The sequence below is a fragment of the Vibrio sp. J2-3(2022) genome (assembly GCF_021725735.1).
Taxonomy (GTDB): Bacteria; Pseudomonadota; Gammaproteobacteria; order Enterobacterales; family Vibrionaceae; genus Vibrio; species Vibrio diabolicus.
This window is the reverse complement of the sequence record NZ_JAKKCK010000003.1, coordinates 148,132-165,830: the sequence shown is the minus strand read 5'-3', so window position 1 is coordinate 165,830 and position 17,699 is coordinate 148,132. Positions and strand designations below refer to the sequence as shown.

The 17,699-nt window shown below is 46.2% G+C and carries 14 protein-coding genes; 9 read left to right on the top strand and 5 right to left on the bottom strand.

From position 1 onward, the window contains the following. The 3 genes from L3V27_RS13155 to L3V27_RS13145 all read right to left on the bottom strand — a co-directional run bounded on the left by L3V27_RS13155 (position 1) and on the right by L3V27_RS13145 (position 2,862). Positions 1-612: a TIGR04211 family SH3 domain-containing protein gene (locus L3V27_RS13155; protein ID WP_031780509.1), complete on the bottom strand. Its 612-nt coding sequence runs from the start codon at positions 610-612 to the stop codon at positions 1-3. Between the two features lie 178 nt (positions 613-790). Next, positions 791-2,050, bottom strand: a complete 1,260-nt coding sequence (locus L3V27_RS13150; protein WP_005395948.1) for an inorganic phosphate transporter — start codon at positions 2,048-2,050, stop codon at positions 791-793. Positions 2,051-2,181: 131 nt separating this feature from the next. Further along, complete coding sequence (locus L3V27_RS13145) at positions 2,182-2,862, bottom strand: TIGR00153 family protein (RefSeq protein WP_031780508.1); 681 nt, start codon at positions 2,860-2,862, stop codon at positions 2,182-2,184. A 212-nt stretch (positions 2,863-3,074) separates the two neighbouring features. On the opposite strand from L3V27_RS13145, the gene L3V27_RS13140 reads away from it, so the two are divergent. Further along, a complete protein-coding gene (locus L3V27_RS13140; protein ID WP_005395946.1) occupies positions 3,075-4,607 on the top strand; it encodes an inorganic triphosphatase in 1,533 nt (510 codons plus the stop codon). A 40-nt stretch (positions 4,608-4,647) separates the two neighbouring features. Here the strand turns inward: L3V27_RS13140 and L3V27_RS13135 are convergent, their stop codons facing one another. Continuing rightward, the gene (locus tag L3V27_RS13135) at positions 4,648-5,421 is read right to left on the bottom strand and encodes a potassium channel family protein (RefSeq protein WP_104971251.1); all 774 of its coding nucleotides are present in this window, start codon (positions 5,419-5,421) and stop codon (positions 4,648-4,650) included. Positions 5,422-5,527: 106 nt separating this feature from the next. Here L3V27_RS13135 and L3V27_RS13130 point away from each other — a divergent pair, with 106 nt between their 5' ends. The 3 genes from L3V27_RS13130 (at position 5,528) to hldE (ending at position 11,239) form a co-directional block, all read left to right on the top strand. Then, on the top strand, positions 5,528-6,784 hold the full coding sequence (locus L3V27_RS13130) for a methyl-accepting chemotaxis protein (RefSeq protein ID WP_005395942.1): 1,257 nt from the start codon (positions 5,528-5,530) through the stop codon (positions 6,782-6,784). Between the two features lie 113 nt (positions 6,785-6,897). After that, positions 6,898-9,741, top strand: coding sequence for a bifunctional [glutamate--ammonia ligase]-adenylyl-L-tyrosine phosphorylase/[glutamate--ammonia-ligase] adenylyltransferase (gene glnE, locus L3V27_RS13125; protein WP_226421548.1), 2,844 nt, complete (start codon positions 6,898-6,900; stop codon positions 9,739-9,741). 67 nt (positions 9,742-9,808) lie between these two features. Beyond that, the gene (gene hldE / locus L3V27_RS13120; protein ID WP_012842166.1) at positions 9,809-11,239 is read left to right on the top strand and encodes a bifunctional D-glycero-beta-D-manno-heptose-7-phosphate kinase/D-glycero-beta-D-manno-heptose 1-phosphate adenylyltransferase HldE; all 1,431 of its coding nucleotides are present in this window, start codon (positions 9,809-9,811) and stop codon (positions 11,237-11,239) included. 178 nt (positions 11,240-11,417) lie between these two features. Here the strand turns inward: hldE and tolC are convergent, their stop codons facing one another. Continuing rightward, positions 11,418-12,746: an outer membrane channel protein TolC gene (gene tolC, locus L3V27_RS13115; RefSeq protein WP_012842165.1), complete on the bottom strand. Its 1,329-nt coding sequence runs from the start codon at positions 12,744-12,746 to the stop codon at positions 11,418-11,420. A gap of 229 nt (positions 12,747-12,975) precedes the next feature. On the opposite strand from tolC, the gene nudF reads away from it, so the two are divergent. The 5 genes from nudF to parE all read left to right on the top strand — a co-directional run bounded on the left by nudF (position 12,976) and on the right by parE (position 17,699). After that, the gene (nudF, locus tag L3V27_RS13110) at positions 12,976-13,626 is read left to right on the top strand and encodes an ADP-ribose diphosphatase (protein WP_170892353.1); all 651 of its coding nucleotides are present in this window, start codon (positions 12,976-12,978) and stop codon (positions 13,624-13,626) included. After that, on the top strand, positions 13,626-14,069 hold the full coding sequence (locus L3V27_RS13105) for a DUF1249 family protein (RefSeq protein ID WP_005395930.1): 444 nt from the start codon (positions 13,626-13,628) through the stop codon (positions 14,067-14,069). The genes nudF and L3V27_RS13105 overlap by 1 nt, the downstream gene beginning before the upstream one ends. 61 nt (positions 14,070-14,130) lie before the next feature. Next, on the top strand, positions 14,131-14,937 hold the full coding sequence (gene cpdA / locus L3V27_RS13100) for a 3',5'-cyclic-AMP phosphodiesterase (RefSeq protein WP_005395929.1): 807 nt from the start codon (positions 14,131-14,133) through the stop codon (positions 14,935-14,937). Between the two features lie 47 nt (positions 14,938-14,984). Further along, a complete protein-coding gene (gene yqiA, locus L3V27_RS13095; RefSeq protein WP_237312020.1) occupies positions 14,985-15,569 on the top strand; it encodes an esterase YqiA in 585 nt (194 codons plus the stop codon). Between the two features lie 249 nt (positions 15,570-15,818). Continuing rightward, positions 15,819-17,699: a DNA topoisomerase IV subunit B gene (parE, locus tag L3V27_RS13090; RefSeq protein WP_005395924.1), complete on the top strand. Its 1,881-nt coding sequence runs from the start codon at positions 15,819-15,821 to the stop codon at positions 17,697-17,699.

The following is a 17,699-nucleotide window of genomic DNA, read 5'->3' as shown; positions in this document are numbered from 1 at the left end:
TTATGCCCAACCCGCAGGTGAACGTTTTCTACGAGGCATGACATGCGGAAGAATCAAACCAAATAGCAAACCTAAACCTGCAACACCGCCGCCATAAGTGAAGTACTTAAGCAGCATGTCGTCTTTTTGTGTATCCAGTTTAGCGCGCAGCTCGCGGTTTTCTGTTTCAACAGAAGTAAGCTGGTCGCTGATCTCAGAGTATTTATTCTCAAGATCGGAAATTTGTTGGTTACGCGTTTCTAGAGAGGTAACAAGGCCGGCTTTCTCTGCATCAGAAGTTTTACGAGCGTTAGCAAGCTGCTCTTTCACTTCTGCTAGCTCTTTCTCAATGCGAGGAAGGCGAATCGCCATGCTTTCTTGGTTTGTCACAAACTTGCTTTGTACCCAACCAGTACGACCGCGGTCATCACGAACTTGCGTATAGCCAGTATCTCGGTTGGTTTTAATCAGTTGTACTTTAGAACCGGCATTAACACTACCAATAATACGGTAGGTGTTATTTGGACCTGAGTGCATAAAAGTGAAGAGGTCATCAGAAATATAACGGTCTGCTGCTAGGGCCGCTGGCGCTGCTAGCAAAGTAAACAAAACCGTGATGATTAGTTTTTTCACAGTAAATCCCTTAACGATTTTTCTTGGAGACAGCGTTGGCACCGAATGATTGGAGCCGGAAATAGACGAATAGTATGCAGTTTCAAACTTCGGTGCAACAAAGAAGGGAGGCAAAGCCTCCCTTTCTGTGCGTTTGAGTCAATAATGACAAAGCGCTTACATTCTATTGACGAGTGTCTTAAGCGAACATCGCTTGAAGTCCGTAGAAGAATACAACGGCCAATAGTGCACCTGCTGGTAGTGTAACGATCCATGATGCCACGATGTTACGAACTACGCCTAGGTTTAGTGCCGCGATACCACGAGCAAAGCCAACACCGAGAACCGCACCAACCAATGTTTGAGTGGTTGAGATTGGCAGACCAGTACCAGAAGCTAGAACAACAGTACAAGCGGTTGCTAGCTGAGCTGCAAAACCACGGCTAGGAGTTAGTTCAGTGATACCTGTACCAACGGTTGCCATTACTTTGTGACCCAGTGTCGCAAGACCGACCACGATACCAATACCACCAAGAGGTAGAATCCACCAAGCGATGGTGCTTTTCGTGCTGATTTCGCCCATGTGTTCAACAGTCGATACTACAGCAGACAGTGGACCAATGGCGTTTGCAACGTCGTTTGAACCGTGTGCAAATGCCATTGCACAAGCGGTGATAACCATCAGAACGCTGAAGATACCTTCCACGCCAGAAAAGCTGCGGTCTTCTTCGCGATTAGCGAATTTTTTCTGGATGTATACGTAGCCGCCAACCATCACGAGTGCTGAAACTGCTGCTGCCCACATCCAAGCTTCACCATTGGTTAGGTGAAGACCAACGTGTTTTAGACCTTTTTTGATAGTTACAAGTGCAATCACCATTGTTGTGATGAACATGTAAACAGGAACAAAACGTTTGGCGTTGAATAACGGGTTCTCAGTATCAAAAATCAGACGTTGTGCGCTGACAAAGATAACGTAAGCAAAGAAACCTGAAATCACTGGTGTAATAATCCAGCTACCAACAATGCCTTGAACGCTGCCCCAGTCAACCGCTTCAGTACCTACTGATACGCATGCAAAACCAATGATTGCACCGATGATTGAGTGAGTCGTAGATACTGGCCAGCCCATGTAAGAGGCAAGAAGTAACCATGTACCCGCAGCCAAAAGAGCAGACATCATACCGTAGACAAGAACGTCAGGTTGACTAGCAAATAAAGAAGTTTCGATTACACCTTTACGGATAGTGTCGGTTACTTCACCGCCTGCAAGGTAAGCACCTGCAAATTCGAAGATCATCGCAATGATGATAGCTTGTTTTACGGTTAGCGCTTTTGAACCTACTGATGTACCCATCGCATTAGCAACGTCGTTCGCGCCAATACCAATCGCCATCATGAAACCAAAAATCGCTGCAACAATAATCAGGACAGTGCCGTAGTTCGCAAGGATATCCATCGTAATACCTAGTTGTTTTATAACAAGCGGAACAAAATTTTACGCGCGCCAAACCATAAGACGATGAAAATAGTCATCGTCCCTATGACACGTGTTCATTATGCTCTTCGTTATGTCGTTAACTTTATGTTTTAAGATCGAGATAGCATGACTTCCAAACGAGCACCTACGCGCTGCGCTTGGTCGGCAATACCACCTACCCATTCAAGAATCTTGTACAAGAACATGACATCGATAGGGTTCATGTCAGACTCAATCGCCATCAACTGTTGACGAAGTTCAATCTGCATAGCATCGGTATCATCTTCGATGACATCTAATTGATGAATCATTTCAGCGACGAGCGTCACTTCACGACCTTTGAAGCCGGTTTCTAGCAATTCATCAAGTTCATTGATTACCTTTTGCGCCTGATCGGCCGCATCAAGACAACGTTGAACGTAAGCGAGGAAGTTTGGTTGGAGAGCCTCAGGAATGACAAGTTGACGACCATATACACGGCCAGCAATGTCTTTTGCCAGGTTTGCAAGTTTGTCCTGCTGAGTCAGAAGCTCAAGCATGTCAGTACGGTCTACTGGCATGAACAAACCGCGAGGCAGTTTTAGACGGATTTCACGTTTCAGCACGTCCGCTTCTTTCTCTAGGTGAGAAATTTGTGCACGGATTTCAGATGCTTTTTCCCAGTCACCCTTTGAAGATACTTCAAAGAATTTCACCAAGTGTGAACAACATTCGTTGACACACACAACGTGGCGTTGCAAAGGCTTAATTGGGGACTTTGCAAATAACCCCATAATTGTATTTACTGGCATGGTCATTCAACCTAATAACTATAACCTTAAAAAAACATACACCATTTCTGAGTGCTTGGCGAAATGTTGAACGATGGCTATAAAGGCGCGCATGGTAACGCATTAAATCGCTCATTAAAACTGTTTTAGATCATCATTCCGGCGATATTTCTCTCTTGCCGTGCGAGAAATTACGCAATATCCTGTTTCTATCTGCTTTGAAAGGTATAGCTATGGAAACCGAAATAGAACTGAAGTTTTTTGTTTCTCCTGAATTTTCAGAAACTTTAAAAGAAAAAATTTCTGAGACAAAAGTACTTCAGCATAGTTGTCGTGACTTGGGTAACACCTACTTTGATACCGCCGATAAATGGCTGAGAAAGCACGACATTGGTTTAAGAATTCGCCGTTTTGATGATGTATTCGTCCAAACCGTAAAGACAGCAGGACGCGTCGTCGCAGGCTTACATCAAAGACCAGAATACAATGCTGAGCACACTAGCGACGAGCCTAACCTGTCGCTTCATCCTGTAGACATTTGGCCGCCAGGTAAAGACGCAGCAACGCTGCAATCTGAGCTTATGCCGTTATTCTCGACCAACTTCACACGTGAACAGTGGCTGATTGGCATGCCAGATGGTAGCCAAATAGAAGTGGCGTTTGACCAAGGTATGGTCGTCGCCAAAGGTGAAGATGGGGAAGAGAAACAAGAACCGATTTGCGAAGTTGAACTGGAACTTAAATCGGGCCAAACCGATGCCCTATTTACACTAGCACGTAGCTTTTGTGAGCAAGGTGGCATGCGTTTGGGTAACTTGAGTAAAGCGGCGAAAGGCTATCGACTTGCAAGTGGCTATGCAGGTGATGAAGTAAAATCGTTGGCGCTTGTGGACAGTAGCCCGACGGATACCGTTGAATACTGCTTGATCAACTCTTTAGAACACGCCCTATCTCACTGGCATTATCACGAGCAAATTTATGCTGAGCGTGACAATGTGGAAGCGCTACGTGAAATCAGCAATGCCATTCGTTTTATTCGTCAAACATTGACCATTTTTGGTGGTGTTGTCCCTCGTCGCGCGAGTGCGATTTTGCGCCAAGAGCTTAAATGGTTGGAAGAAGAACTGAGTTGGTTGGATGAGCATGCACACCTTGAAGAGCTCTTAGATGACAAAGGCAATGTGCTGCGTAAGTTGGATGCGCGTAAGTTCTTAGTATCTGAGTTGACTCAGCAGTTACAAGAGCTGCCAAGCCGTGAAGAAGTGCTAGGGTTGCTCAATTCCGCGCGTTACACCGGGTTATTGCTGGATCTTAGTCGCTGGATCTTAGCGCGTGGCTGGCAGCCGTTTCTTGATGAAAAAGCGCGCGAAAAAATGGCAAGTAATATCATGCCATTTTCAGTCACTCAGCTCGATCGCACTTGGGCAGAACTAATGGAAGCTTTCCCTGCAGAGCGCGACCTGACGGCGCAAGAGTACGTTGATCAGCGCTATCGTTTGTTGCGTAATCTCTATACCGGTATTGGTTTCGCGAGTCTATATAACTCGGATGAGCGTAACAGCTTCCGTTTGCCATGGGCGGATCTGGTGCATGGTATCGATGATCTGCTAATGCTGAACCACTTGCTTCCGTTAGTAGATATGTTGGAAGACGCAGAAAAAGAGCAGTTAGAACGCTGGTTGCACCGTCAAGAGCGTTCAATTTTGCATGCAATGGATCAAACCCGAGCGATCAGTGTGGAAGTTCAGCCTTATTGGCGTGAATGATCACCTTGACTACCTGTACAAAAAATAGGACCGCATGGTCCTATTTTTTTGTCTTTGTTTTGCTTTGTTGCAGTTCTTTTTCTATGAAGTCGAGTCGTTCTAGTATTTGCGCTTGTTGGCTTAGGAGCTGCTCGAGCATACGTTCTTTATTGATTAAGCTGTGCGTCTGTTGTTTCGTCGGGGCAGTAAGAATAGAGGTGATAAGACCCGAAATCATACCAAAGATCCCCACACCACAAACAATGATGATGACGGCTAAAAACTTTCCTATTGAGGTCACCGGATAATGATCGCCGTAACCAACGGTTGAGATCGTTACGAATACCCACCACAAAGCATCGGCTCCAGTGCGAATATTTGCTTCTGGGTTTTTCGCTTCGATAAACAGCATGGCACTAGAACCGAGCGTAATGAGGATCACCATCAACAGTAATATTGAGGCGACCGTGGTTTCGCGGCGGTTCTCTTTGAGCTGATGCAAAATGAACTTCGACGAGCGCAGTACTAATACCACTCGAAGAATATGAAAGATACGAGCAAAGCGCAGTGGCTCTATTAATGGGATGCTCGCCACGAAATCTATCCAATGACGTTTAAGAAATAACCACCGATCTGTGGACCGGATCAAATCAATGGTGAGCTGTAATAGAAAAATACTACAGATTATGAAATCCAGACCGATAAGAACTTGACGGGTTTCGTGATCGATCGGGAAAAACAACAAGCCAGAGATCACAAATAGTGCCATAAAAGACAATATTAGTGACAACAGGCCCATCGGTCGTGTGCTGTCTTTGATATCATTGTTTTTCATACGAAGCTCGAAATAAATCGCGTAACCACGGCTAAACGCGAACATAACTATAAGTAATATAAAGATTATAGATAAAGACTATATAAGACTCGGTGGAGAACTGACAATGGAAAAGCTGGCATTTAAGCCATGGGAAAGGGTCATATCCGACATTCGACTGGTTCCTAAAATGGTCATGTTGATGGTCTTCAGTACTGTCCTGATAGTGGCAAAACAACTGTGGGACGCGAACACCTTTTACGATTCACTTTTAGCGGCGACACAAAACGCGCAAGTTGCCCAACAGCATTACGAAGCATACTTAACGCAAGTTGCTTGGCAAACCGCCTTATTGATTGTGGTTTTTGTCGTGCTCTTATTAGCGGCGGCTAGAGTGATGCTGCGTCAAACGCAGTATCTGAGCGACGCAATCAAACTGATGGCGAGCAAGAACCTCTCCGTGCCATTTGGTATGGATTGTAAAGATGAATACGGAGACGTGGCACGTGAATTAGAAAAGACACGTCGCCAATTGCACGATGTGATTCAAATGCAAATTAATGCTTCTGATGAGTTATCCACACTCACGGAAGTGATGACGCTGAGCATGTCGGAAACGAAGGAATCGGCGCAAGAAGAGTTTAACGAAATTGACCAACTTGCGACGGCGATGAGTGAAATGTCGTCGACGGTGCAAACCGTCGCAGAACATGCTCAGACGGCGTCTTCTCTTACAGAGCAAGCTTCCGCACAAGCGATTTCTGGTCAACAGTTCTTGCAAAGTACGATGGCGAAAATGAGTGAACTCTCGTCGGACATCGCTTCATCGGCGCAGGCGGTTAACCAGGTCGAAGAACGTGTTGAATCCATTGGTAGTGTTGTGGGTACGATTCAAGGTATCTCTGAACAAACTAACCTGCTTGCACTGAATGCGGCTATTGAAGCTGCGCGAGCTGGCGAGGCGGGTCGTGGTTTTGCGGTGGTTGCAGATGAAGTTCGTAACCTTGCACAACGTACACAACAAGCGACGGTAGAAATTCAAGAGATGATTGCTCAGCTGCAAACCAGTGCAGAATCTGCTGTAGAACTCATGGAAAAAAGCGTAGTGGAAGCGGCCGATGGAAACGAGCTGGTTTCTAATGCTGGATCTGAGCTCGATGGTATTGTTGGGCAAGTGACGCAAATCAATGACATGAACTTCCAAATCGCGACGGCGTCTGGTCAGCAAAGCAGTGTTGCAGAAGAGATGAGTCAAAACCTCACCAATGTGCGTGAGCTGGTGGAAGCCTCGGTTGTGGTTGTGACAGAGCTGCTAGAAACTTCTGAAATGATGCAAAATAATGCTGGCGAGTTAGATAAGAAGATCAAATCTTTCCAAGTTTAATATTCCATCCAGAACTTTTGATAAAACGCCCACAAACCTTTTGTGGGCGTTTTTATTTGCTTTAAGTCTGGTATAAAGAATGAGTTACCGTGCTTTTCAAACAAGGAAGAAAAATGCAGCTGCCTTCGCCACTGATTTCTATCGCTGAATCTGCCGTACAAAATGCTCAAGAGGCAGGTTATTTTCCCCTTTGGCCAGATGAGATTGCGCAGCAATTTCGCTATGTGGCGGGCTTAAGCCAGTTTATTACCGAAGCCATTCATCGCGATGAAATTTTAGCCCGTGAGTTGCCAAGCATGTTAGCGCAACCAAGTCGTCAGGAATCTTACCGTTCACGTCTTGCTGCACTGTTGGGACAATGCCCGGATGAGATGTCTGGTCATCGCGTGTTGCGTCAGTTTCGCAACCGAGAAATGGTGTACATTGCGTGGAAGGATTTCACGCATGCATGGTCGCTAGAAACGTCTTTAAGCCACTTATCCGAGTTGGCTGAAGCGATGATTTTTGAAACCTATCAATGGCAATATCAAGCGTGTTGTCAGGAGTGGGGAACGCCGACGAGTGAGGAAGGTGAAGTTCAGCCGATGTTGATTATCGGCATGGGGAAACTGGGTGGTGGCGAGTTAAACTTTTCTTCCGATATCGATCTAATTTTCACGTATCCAGAAAACGGTGAGACACAAGGCGCGCGCCGCAGCATTGCCAATGCCCAGTTCTTTACTCGTCTTGGTCAACGCATCATCAAAGCGCTCGACCAACAAACCTTCGATGGTTTTTGCTACCGCGTCGACATGCGACTGCGTCCATTTGGAGAAAGTGGTCCATTAGTCATGAGCTATGCGGCACTAGAGGATTACTATCAAGAACAGGGACGTGACTGGGAGCGTTACGCGATGATCAAAGCTCGAGTGATGGGGTGCGAAATGTACCCGCAATACCAAGAGCTACGCCAAATGCTGCGTCCTTTTGTTTTTCGTCGCTATATTGATTTCAGTGCGATTCAGTCTTTGCGTCGGATGAAATCGATGATCAGTAGTGAGGTTCGCCGCCGAGGTTTGAACAACAACATTAAGTTAGGTGCAGGTGGCATCCGAGAAATTGAATTTATCGCCCAAGTTTTTCAATTAATTCGAGGTGGTCGCGAGCCTTCTCTTCGTAATCGAGGGTTGTTGGAAACGCTGCAAGGCATTGAAGAGCTGGCGTTACTCACTTCGCAAGAAGTCAGCAGTCTAGAAGCTGCATACAAGTACTTGCGTCAATTAGAAAACTTGTTGCAAGCGATGGCGGATAAGCAAACCCAGACGCTGCCTGATTGCGAAACCGAACGCTTAAAGCTCGCCACAGCGATGCAAATGACCTCTTGGGACCAACTGATTGAGCAAACTCAGCAGCACATGGCGAATGTCCATCAAGTATTTGAGTCGTTAATTGGTGATGATGAAGAAGATGAGGGCACTACGGTTGCTCGTCATTTTCATGAGCTATGGGATATGGCGAACAAACAAGATGTGCTTGAGCATATCTTACAGCAGGATATTCAGGTTGAAGACTTTGCTTCATGCGCGAAAACTATCATCAACTTTAAAACCGATCTGGCTAAAAAAACGTTAGGACCGCGTGGACGCGAAGTGTTAAACCGTTTGATGCCGAAGGTGTTTGATGCGGTGTTTGCCCACCCTGATGCACAGTTTGGTTTACCGCGAGTGCTGCATTTACTGCACAATATCTGCACTCGTACGACTTATCTGGAGTTATTGGATGAGCACCCAGCGGCTCTAGTACAGCTCGTGCGTTTGTGTACCGCAAGCCCAATGATTTCAGAGCAGCTATCTCGGTATCCGATCTTACTCGATGAGTTGATCGATCCTGCACAGTTGTACAATCCAATCCCATTAGACAGTTACCGTACAGAGCTGCGTGATTATCTGGCCCGTATTCCAGAAGATGATATGGAGCAGCAAATGGAAGCGTTGCGTCAGTTTAAGCAAATCTGCATTTTACGTATTGCGGCGGCGGATATTGCTGGTGCATTGCCGGTGATGAAAGTGAGTGATCACTTAACCTATTTGGCGGAAGCTATCGTTGATGCTGTGGTCAGTCAGGCTTGGTTGCAAGTGTCCGAAAAATACGGCGAGCCAACGCATGTGAAAGATCGTGAAGGCAAGGGTTTTGCCGTCATTGGCTATGGCAAAGTCGGTGGCTGGGAACTCGGCTATAACTCCGACTTGGATATCGTCTTCATGCATGACTGCCCAGTCAATGTCTATACAGATGGCAAAAAGGAAATCGACGGCCGTCAGTTCTACCTTCGCCTAGCGCAGCGCATCATCCATATTTTCTCGACTCGCACCGCTTCCGGCATTTTGTACGAAGTCGATACCCGCTTGCGCCCGTCTGGCGCGTCAGGTTTGTTGGTTAGCCCAACCGATGCGTTTGACGATTATCAGCATCAAGAAGCCTGGACATGGGAGCATCAAGCACTTGTGCGCGCGCGCTTGATTTACGGCGATGAACCCCTTGCTATTGCATTTCACAATACGCGACATGATGTGTTGTGCAAAGCGCGCGATCGGGCGGAACTGAAAAAAGCCGTTGTTGAAATGAGAGAGAAAATGCGCGGTCATCTTGGGGGGAAAAAGCCCGGCCGTTTTATGCTCAAGCAAGATGTGGGAGGGATTACCGATATCGAATTTCTCGCTCAGTACTTAGTGCTCAACTATAGTCACGATAAGCCGAAATTAACGCGTTGGTGTGATAATGTGCGTATCTTTGAAACGCTCATTGCACAAAATGTCATGGACGAAGACCAGGCAATGCAGTTGATACGTGCCTACACGACAATGCGAAACGAAATACACCGAAGAAATCTACTCAATTTAGATGCTGATGTGGTGGAAGATAAGTTTGTTGCCGAAAGGGAGTGGGTAAAACAGGCTTGGAATCAGTGGTTCAGTTAAGACCATATATTTAGCCTCGATAAGGGCTGTGATAAACTCACTTCGATTTAATTTTTGGAGACCAATAATGAAACCAATTCTACCTGATTACAACAGCGCTGGTGTGCTCATCATCGGTGATGTCATGCTAGATCGTTACTGGTATGGCCCAACCGGACGCATTTCTCCTGAAGCGCCGGTTCCTGTTGTAAAAGTAGAAAACAATGAAGAGCGTCCTGGTGGTGCTGCGAACGTTGCGATGAATATCGCATCACTAGGTGGTCATGCTCACATTGTTGGTCTAACAGGGGAAGATGAGCCTGCAAAAGTGCTGACGGAGACGCTGAGCTCACTCAATGTGAAATGCGATTTCGTTGCACTGCCGGATTACCCAACGATTACGAAGCTTCGCGTAATGAGCCGTGGACAACAGCTTATTCGTCTCGACTTCGAAGATAAGTTTGAAAACACGGATTCAGCACCTGTGCTATCGCGTATGGATGCCGCTCTGCCAAACGTTAAAGCCGTGATTATGTCTGACTACGCAAAAGGCTCGTTAGAGCATGTTCAGGCATACATCCAAAAAGCGCGCGCAGCAAATATTCCAGTTTTCATTGACCCTAAAGGTGCGGATTTTGAACGCTACCGTGGCGCAACACTTCTTACGCCAAACATGAAAGAGTTCGAAGATGTCGTTGGCAAAGTAAAATCAGACCAAGAGCTGGTTGAAAAAGCACTTCAGCTTGTTGAAGAGTTTGATTTTGAAGCGCTACTGGTTACGCGTAGTGAAAACGGCATGACGTTGATCCGCCGTGGTCAAGAGCCATTCCACCTTCCGACTCAAGCGAAAGAAGTGTACGACGTGACTGGTGCTGGTGATACGGTGATTTCTGTACTTGCAGCTTCAGTGGCGGCGGGTAAATCCTTCGAAGAAGCGTGTGCACTAGCGAATGCTGCGGCAGGCGTTGTTGTTGGTAAGCTTGGTACCTCGACCTTGTCTGAAATTGAACTGGCAGAAGCGGTACATGGCAGCCAAGACACGGATTACGGTGTGATTTCAGAAAAAGCGCTGATTGAAGCAGTGAAAAAAGCACGTGCACGTGGCGAGAAAGTCGTTATGACAAACGGCTGCTTTGATATTCTTCACGCTGGGCATGTTTCTTACCTCAATCACGCTGCAGAACTTGGTGATCGCCTGATTGTTGCGGTGAATACCGATGAATCAGTGAAGCGTCTTAAAGGGCCTGGTCGTCCTGTGAACCCAACCGATCGCCGCATGGCGGTATTGGCAGGTTTGGGCGCTGTGGATTGGGTAGTACCATTTAGTGAAGATACGCCGCAACGTTTGATCTCGGAAGTTCTGCCAAGCTTGCTAGTAAAAGGTGGTGACTACAAACCAGAAGAGATTGCTGGTGGTAAAGAAGTCATCGCTGCAGGTGGCGAAGTTCGTGTATTGAACTTTGAGGATGGTTGCTCAACCAGTGAAATCATCAATGCAATCAAAGGCGGTAAGGGCTAAGCCTACGATTTGTTGGCATTGAAACGCTATTTGTTTGTAAAAGGTCGCCAAGTGCGGCCTTTTTGATACTTGATGTTCTGAGATACTTTTCGTCTCTTAACTGCAAGCAATAAAAAACGCCAGCTGATAAATCAACTGGCGTTTTTATTTATTGAGAACTGAAGCATTCAGTCAGCAATTATTTTGCTGCTTTCAAACCTGCATCAACGTCTAAGATGTCTTGTTCGCTTAGCGTACCAACTGCTTGGCGTAGCTGAAGAACACTTAAGATGTAGTCGTAACGAGCGTTCGATAGGTTTTTATTCGCATCGTATAGACGACGAGTTGCGTCTAGCACGTCAACGATAGTACGAGTACCCACATCAAAACCTGCTTCTGTTGCTTCTAGTGCAGAGCGCGCAGAAATAACGGCTTGCTCATAAGCACGTAGTGCGCCGATAGAGGCGTTAATGTTGTTGTTTTGTGCGCGAACATCTTTTACTACGCTACGGTATTGTGCTTCAAGATCTTCACTTGCAGCCACGTACGCGTATTCAGCCTGTTTGGTTTGAGAGGTGACGTTACCACCCGTGTATAGCGGCACCGCAAGGTTCACACCGATATTGAAGTTGTCTGTGGTGTTGTCACGAGAGCTATGAGACGTATCACCGTAGTTGTAACCACCGTCTAGAGACAGCGTTGGTAGATGACCAGAACTTGCTAGTGAAATATTGTCACGTGCGATATCTTGAAGAATACGTGAAGACAGCAAGGTCAGGTTTTTGGTTTTTGCTTCGTCAATTAGCGACTCAGCAGGCACGGTCGATGGACTAGCAGTGAAGCGGCGAGTGTCCAAGATGTTGAGATCTTTGTGCTCTTGACCGGTGATTTCACGTAATGACTCGTAGCTGTTAGTCAGTGCGTTTTCTGCTAACACTTCATCCGCCAGTACTTGGTCGTACTGAGCTTGCGCGTCGTGTACGTCAGTGATCGCAGATAAACCTACTTCAAAACGCTGTTTTGTTTGCTCTAGTTGACGACCCACTGCGGCTTTTTCTGCACGGACGAAAACAAGGTTGTCTTGTGCGCGTAGAACTTCAAAATACGCTTGTGAAACACGAAGAATTAGTGCTTGTTGAGTCGCAGCGTAAGTTGCGTCTGCTTGGCGAGCACTTTTCTCAGCGGTATCTAGCGAGATCCAAGATGCGCGGTTGTAAAGTGCTTGTGAAAAGCTAACACCAGCGGTTAGAGCGTTGGCATCGTTTGATACGTCATTGACTAGATTTGAGTCGTATTCAGTATCGCCACGAGTTAAGTTGTAACCTGCTGTTAGGTTAATTTGTGGTAATAGAGCACTACGGCTTGAGGTGATTGCTTCGAAAGCTTGGTCACGTTGTGCTGCTACACTGAGCAATTGTGGATCATTTTGTTTTGCTAAGTCGTAGATTTCAGCCAAAGAGTCTGCGAACGCAGACGTACTCATGCTACCTAGCGCTGCACTGATAAATAGTGGAAGCAATTTTTTCATTTTCTATTCCCGCGGTCAATAGATTGGTTAATTCTCAGTAGTTTAACTCAATTTGCACGATATTTACTCTAAAGTTTGCACTTTTTTACACGTAATTATCCAGTTGTGCAATAAATTTTCACCAAAGACTTAAATTAATTTGTAACTATTGTACAAAAAGTTGAGCCAAGTCCTTTGAGCAAGCGAATAACAATGAGTAAACTACAAGATTCACTCAGAGAGGTGTCGAATGCAACAGTGTGACAAACAACAAAAGGATTTTACTTCGCAAGATGTAAAAGTCATCTCGAAAGAAACCTTATTTGAAGGCTTTTTCAAAATGGTGAAATATCGCTTTCAGCATAAGCTATTTGCTGGAGGTTGGAGCGAGGTTGTCGAACGAGAAATGTTCGAACGTGGTCATGCTGCAGCGATGCTTCCTTATGATCCAAATACGGATCAAGTGGTTATCATTGAACAGATTCGAGTAGGAGCCTTAGAGCATCAATACCCATGGCAGCTAGAGATTGTCGCGGGTATGATTGACCGTGATGAATCAGCTGAAGCCGTCATTCGCCGAGAAGCTGTCGAAGAGGCGGGGATACAAGTGGGGCGTGTTGCGCCAGTCACTTCTTATTATCCTTCTGCTGGCGGTTGCTCGGAAAAGTTGGACGTATTTGTTGGTGAAGTGGACGCATCTAAAGCGCACGGCATTCATGGTTTAGACTATGAGAATGAAGATATTCGCGTACATGTTTTGAGTCGTGAGCAAGCATATCAATGGGTGAAAGACGGAAAATTTGAAAATGGTGCGTCGATTATTGCGTTGCAATGGTTGCAATTAAACCATCAAGAGTTGAAGTCACAGTGGGGGCAACCCCAAATGGTGGAGAGTAAGTAATGGCACAAGTGGCTGAAAAACAGAGGTATCATGTTGATTTAGCGGGTCTAATGAGAACCTATGAGACCAACTACGCTAAATTGAACGCCTTATTGCCTGCTTCTGCCGAAGTTGGGGATGTACGCTGCTATCAAGCGGCGAACATGGTTTACCAACTGACCGTGAATGAAATCACAAAATACACCACAGTTGTTGAGATATGTCAGAGTGATGAAACGCCAGTGTTTCCTTTACCGACGATGTCTGTCAGGCTTTATCACGATGCGAGAGTAGCCGAAGTATGCTCAAGCGGAGAGTTCTCTCGCATAAAAGCTAAGTATGATTATCCCAACGACCAACTGATGCAGAAAGATGAAAAGCATCAACTAAACACATTCCTCGGTGAATGGCTGACGTTTTGTTTACGAAGTGGTATCAGTAGAACACCACTTGCCTTCAATTGATCGTCACGTCACTAAAGGAAAATAACAAATAACGATATAGTGGACGAATCAGGTTTTCATTTTGCAATCATCTAGTGACAGCATCAAACTTTTACAAATTACGGATACTCATCTGTTTGCTGCCGATGAGGGAAGTTTGCTGAGCGTAAAAACGGCCGATAGCTTTAACGCTGTTGTTGCTGATGTTTTACGCCGCAACGTGACGTTTGATTACATCTTGGCGACAGGGGATATTTCCCAAGACCATAGTGCAGAATCTTACCAGCGCTTTGCCGAAGGCATTGAACCGCTAGAGAAAGACTGCTTTTGGCTGCCTGGTAATCATGACTACAAGCCCAATATGGGCAGTGTATTACCTTCGCAACAAATCAAAGCGGCAGAGCATGTATTGCTTGGCGCGCATTGGCAGTTAGTTCTTTTAGACTCGCAAGTTGTTGGCGTTCCCCACGGACGCTTGAGTGATCAGCAGTTAGCGTTACTCGAAGAAAAGTTAGCAGAACACCCAGAAAGGCACACACTTGTGTTGCTGCATCACCATCCATTATTGGTGGGAAGCGCGTGGCTTGATCAACATACCTTAAAAGATGCCGAAGCGTTCTGGCAGGTTGTCGATCGTTTTGATAACGTGAAAGGCATTCTCTGTGGTCATGTTCATCAAGACATGAATGTGCTTCATAATGGTATTCGAGTGATGGCAACACCCTCGACGTGTGTTCAGTTTAAGCCCAACTCGGATGATTTTGCCCTCGATACGACTTCGCCTGGTTGGCGTGAACTGCAGTTGCACGCTTGTGGTGAGATTACGACCCAAGTGGGCCGACTTCCTGACGGCCAGTTCCAACCAGACTTCTCTTCTAACGGATACTAACGCGCCCGAGCTCTATGTTCGGGCTCGCTTTTTTGTGCGAGATATCTATGAGTAAACCTTCACTTCTTCTGTATATCCATGGTTTTAACAGCTCCCCACTTTCAATGAAAGCCAATGTGATGAGAGCATACTGCGAGCAGCATCGTCCTGATATCAAAGTGATTGTTCCCCAGTTACCTTGTTATCCTCAACAAGCGGCGAAAATGTTGTTGGATATCATCGAGCAATATAAAGACGACTATAACATTGGTCTGGTGGGCAGCTCATTAGGCGGCTTTATGTCAATGTGGCTAAATGACAAGTTTGGATTTAAAGCGGTTGTGGTCAACCCTGCGGTTAAGCCCTATGAGTTGTTAGTAGATTATTTGGGGGAGCAAACTAACCCTTATACGCACGAAACCTATACACTTGAAGCTTGTCATATTGACGAGTTAAAAGCTCTTGATGTACAAAGCATCGCGTCGCCACATTCTTTCTGGTTGTTGCAGCAAACAGAAGATGAGGTTTTAGACTATCGACAAGCGGTAGATAAGTTTGCAGACGCTAAGCAAACAGTAGAAAAAGGCGGTGATCACAGTTTTGTAGGCTTTGAGCGTTATCCTGCACAGATTATCGAATTTCTAGAACTGTAATTCGAAAGCGATTGGAAAAGGCTCATAGTTTTTATTGATATATCCAACCGTTTCTTGACATGGGCGGTATGCTTTCCGACTATGTTTTGCCAAAAGATCTTAAGGGTCGAGGACCCTGGCTACTTTGTTATGCATCATGTTTACAAGCACTTAGTGATGTGAACAGGGTGGCTTTTTCGTTTCCTGAGTATGGGTTCACCCATTGGTGATATTCAGGCAACAAGTAAACTTTGAGAATAATTCCGTATTATGACTGAACAATATAATGCTGGTGCCATTGAAGTACTGAATGGCTTAGAGCCAGTACGTCGCCGACCAGGGATGTATACGGATACAGCGCGCCCAAACCATTTGGGCCAAGAAGTTATCGACAACAGTGTCGATGAAGCGCTAGCCGGACATGCCTCAAAAGTACAAGTCATCCTACATGCCGACCAATCACTAGAAGTGATCGATGATGGTCGAGGCATGCCTGTTGATATCCACCCAGAAGAGAAAGTGTCGGGCGTAGAGTTAATCCTATGCAAGCTGCACGCAGGTGGTAAGTTCTCTAACAAAAACTACCAATTCTCTGGTGGTTTGCACGGGGTAGGTATTTCGGTAGTAAACGCGTTGTCAAAACGCGTTGAAGTAACCGTTCGTCGTGATGGTCAAGTGTATGAAATTGCATTTGAGCACGGTGATAAAGTCTCTGACCTGACCGTAACCGGCACATGTGGTCGTCGCAATCGCGGTACCAGCGTGCATTTCTGGCCTGATGCGAAGTACTTCGATTCGGCTAACTTCTCTGTTACACGCCTAGTCAATAATCTGCGCGCAAAAGCGGTTTTGTGCCCGGGCCTAGAAATTACATTAACCGACAAAGTTAATGGTAAAGACTATAAGTGGTACTACGAAGACGGTCTTAAAGACTATCTTGCGGAAGGCGTAAAAGGCTACCCAGTTATTCCTGAAGAACCATTTACTGGTGAGTTCTTGGCGGATACCGAAGCGGCAAACTGGGCGGTAATTTGGCAGCCAGAAGGTGGTGAGATGATCACCGAAAGCTACGTTAACCTGATCCCAACTGCTCAAGGTGGTACGCACGTTAATGGTTTACGCCAAGGCTTGTTAGAAGCGATGCGCGAATTCTGTGAGTTCCGTAATCTATTACCTCGTGGCGTGAAGCTAACGGGTGATGACGTTTTCGACCGCTGTTCTTACGTGTTGTCGGTTAAAATTCAAGATCCGCAATTTGCAGGCCAGACCAAAGAACGTCTGTCCTCTCGTCAAACCGCGGCATTTGTCTCTGGCGTAGTAAAAGATGCGTTCAGTCTTTGGTTGAACGAAAAGCCTCAGCTAGCAGAGCAATTGGCAGAAGTCTGTATCGCTAATGCGCACCGTCGTATGCGTGCAGCGAAAAAAGTCGTACGTAAGAAAGTGGCGTCCGGCCCGGCACTGCCAGGTAAGTTGACCGACTGTTCAGCACAGGACTTAAGTCGCACTGAAATCTTCTTTGTGGAGGGTGACTCTGCGGGTGGCTCGGCAAAACAGGCACGTGACCGTGAGTTCCAAGCCGTGATGCCACTGCGTGGTAAGATCTTGAACACGTGGGAAGTCTCTGCTGACCAAGTATTAGCATCTCAAGAAGTACACGATATTTCAGTGGCTTTGGGGATTGATCCTGACAGCGATAACCTTGATGGTCTTCGTTACGGTAAGATCTGTATCCTTGCCGATGCGGACTCGGATGGTCTTCACATCGCAACGCTGCTTTGTGCACTGTTCACTCGTCACTTCCGTGCACTGGTTGAAGCGGGTCATATCTACGTGGCGATGCCGCCTCTGTATCGAATCGATTGCGGGAAAGAAGTGTTCTACGCCCTCGATGACGATGAAAAAGATGGCATCTTAGAGCGCTTGTCGAAGAAGAAAGCCAAAATCAACGTGCAACGATTCAAAGGTTTGGGTGAGATGAACCCACTTCAGTTGCGTGAAACCACCATGGATCCGAACACGCGTCGCTTAGTGCAGTTAACCATTGACGACTCTACGGCGACCATGGAAATGATGGACATGCTGCTAGGTAAAAAGCGTGCAGATGACCGTCGTTCTTGGCTACAAAACAACGGCGACTTGGCAGAGGTGTAA